The organism is Arthrobacter sp. TB 26, from assembly GCF_000427315.1.
In the GTDB taxonomy this organism is placed as follows: Bacteria; Actinomycetota; Actinomycetes; order Actinomycetales; family Micrococcaceae; genus Arthrobacter.
In genome coordinates, this window is record NZ_AUPJ01000527.1 from 16,817 (window position 1) to 17,129 (window position 313).

General features: G+C 70.9%; 1 pseudogene. It reads right to left on the reverse strand.

Annotated elements, in window-relative coordinates:
* Positions 1-24 precede the first annotated feature (24 nt).
* Positions 25-313, reverse strand: a pseudogene (locus K789_RS25520) (hypothetical protein); the annotation flags it as partial.

The window sequence follows — 313 nt, forward strand, 5'->3', positions numbered from 1 at the left end:
CCGCTTAAGAAACGTGCGCCGCTCTCAGCGGTCTGCCGGGGATGCCGCCCGTTCGGACGCTGCCAGCGACGCTGCCCGTTCGGACGCAGCCGGGGACGCCGCCGTCGGCGATTCCGCGGTCCGGAGACCGAGCCCGTCGAGCCGCTGCGCCAGCAGACCGCCCAGCGCGGCGTGCCCCTCGGGGGCCATGTGGACGCCGTCGGCCATGGATTTGGTGAGGTTGTAGCGCGTCAGCCAGTCTCCAACGCTGACAAAGGGAATTGAATGCCTGGCCGCCACCGCTCCCAACAGCGTGTCGACCTCGGTGCGGCGG